Consider the following 2,258-nt stretch of genomic DNA (forward strand, 5'->3'; position numbering starts at 1 on the left):
GCGGTGCTGATCGACATCGAGGCCGGCGATCGTGTGACGGTGCGCAATTTCGAGGGCGGGCAGGCGTGCGAGCTGGTGGCGTTCGATGCCGCCGGCCGTGCCGATCCGGGCATCCTGTCGACACGCTCGAACAGCGACGCGTCGGGGCTGAAGGCGCTGCTTGTCGATGGCGACGAGAGCCTGCAGAAGTTTCGTTTGGGTCTCGCCCGCCGCAAGCTTGAGCTTGGCCGGGTCGAGGCGGTGCGCTTCTTCGATGGTGGTACGCCCGCCGGGGTGGAAGAGAGTTTTGTCGTGGCGCGGCCCGGCTCGCTGGTGGTTGCAGCACCCGGTGCTGCGATGCCGGTCGACAGCCAGGATACGACGACGCCGCTGGTGGTGATGGTCAAGCGGACCAAGGTCCGTGCTGCATCGGGAGGTTTCGAGCTGCCCGATCCGCTCGCCGATCCGGTGCTCGATCTCCGCGTCAAGTCGAAGACGGCGGAGAGCTACTTCGTCAAGGCCGGCGACTACATCCAGATCATCGACGTCGATGGCCGCCAGTGCACTGACTTCCAGTGCTTTTCGGCCCGCAAGCTCGACAAGGGCAGGGACCTCGCGCTTGACGTCACCGCTACCCGTTCGCTGATGGGCCACGCCTACCCGATGCCCGGCCTGCATGCCAAATATTTCGACCAGGATTTCGAGCCGCTTGTCGAGGTCGTGCAGGACACCTGCGGCCGGCATGATGCCTTCGCGCTCGCCTGCTACGCCAAATATTACGACGACATCGGTTACCCCGGCCACATCAACTGCTCGGAGAACTTCAACGGCGCACTTGTCCCGCATGGGGTGAATGCCCGTGCCGGCTGGATGGCGGTCAATTTCTTCTTCAACACCGGCATCGACGCCCATGGCGTGATGTTCTCCGACGAACCCTGGTCGCGGCCGGGCGACTATGTGCTGTTGCGCGCGCTGACCGACATCGTCTGCGTCTCGTCCGCCTGCCCTGATGACACCACGCCATCCAATGGCTGGAACCTCACCGACATCCATGTCCGGACCTATTCCGGCAACAACAAGTTTTCGCGCGCGATCGCCCGACGCACGACCCCGGAGGCAGAACCCAAGATGACCCGCGAGACCGGCTTCCACGCAAGCTTTGCCAAGCACACCCGCAACTTCATCGAATACAAGGGTTTCTGGCTGCCGCAGGAATTCGCCAAGGAAGGCGCCATCGAGGAATACTGGGCCTGCCGCCAGAAGGCGGTGGTGATGGATCTGTCGGCGCTACGCAAGTTCGAGGTGACGGGCCCCGATTCCGAAGCCTTGATGCAGTACACGCTGACCCGCGACGTCAAGAAGCTCGGCGTCGGCCAGGTCGTCTACACCGCCATGTGCTACGAGCATGGCGGCATGGTCGACGACGGCACGCTGCTTCGCCTCGGCAAGGACAATTTCCGCTGGATCTGCGGCGACGACTATTCCGGTGTCTGGCTGCGCGAGCAGGCGGAGAAGCTCGGGCTCAAGGTGCTGGTCCGTTCCTCGACCGACCAGATGCACAACATCGCCGTCCAGGGCCCCAACAGCCGCGACATTCTCAAGGAGATCGTCTGGACGCCGCCGCACCAGCCAGCACTCAGCGAGCTCGAATGGTTCCGCTTCACCATCGGCCGCATCGGTGACGCGACCGGTGTGCCGATCGTCGTTTCCCGCACCGGCTACACCGGCGAGCTCGGCTACGAGGTCTGGTGCCATCCGCGCGATGCCGAAAAGGTCTTCGACGCGGTGTGGGAAGCCGGCCAGCCGCATGGGTTGAAGCCGATGGGTTTTGCTGCCCTCGACATGGTGCGCATCGAGGCCGGCCTGATCTTTGCCAACTACGAGTTCTCCGACCAGACCGACCCGTTCGAGGCCGGCATCGGCTTCACCGTGCCGTTGAAGACCAAGACCGACGACTTCATCGGCCGCGAGGCGCTGATCCGGCGCAAGGACAACCCGATCCACAAGCTTGTCGGCCTCGACATCGACGCCAATGTCGCTGTCGGCCATGGCGACTGCGTCCATGTCGGCCGCGCCCAGATCGGCATCGTCACCTCGTCGATGCGCTCGCCGATCCTCGGCAAGAACATCGCACTCGCCCGTGTCGAGGCACACCACGCCAATGTCGGCACCGAGGTCGAAGTCGGCAAGCTCGACGGCCAGCAAAAGCGCCTGCCCGCAAGGATCGTGCCCTTCGCCCACTACGATCCCAAGAAGGAACGCCCGCGGTCGTAGGCAAC

Annotated in this window: 1 protein-coding gene; it reads left to right on the forward strand. The window is 64.1% G+C overall.

What is annotated here, in order from left to right:
* A partial coding sequence (locus tag ACSQ3E_RS30775) for a DUF1989 domain-containing protein (protein ID WP_436125503.1) occupies nt 1-2,253 on the forward strand: 2,253 nt, incomplete at its 5' end.
* Nucleotides 2,254-2,258 lie beyond the last annotated feature (5 nt).

The sequence above is a fragment of the Aminobacter sp. LjRoot7 genome (assembly GCF_964252895.1).
Taxonomy (GTDB): Bacteria; Pseudomonadota; Alphaproteobacteria; order Rhizobiales; family Rhizobiaceae; genus Aminobacter; species Aminobacter aminovorans_B.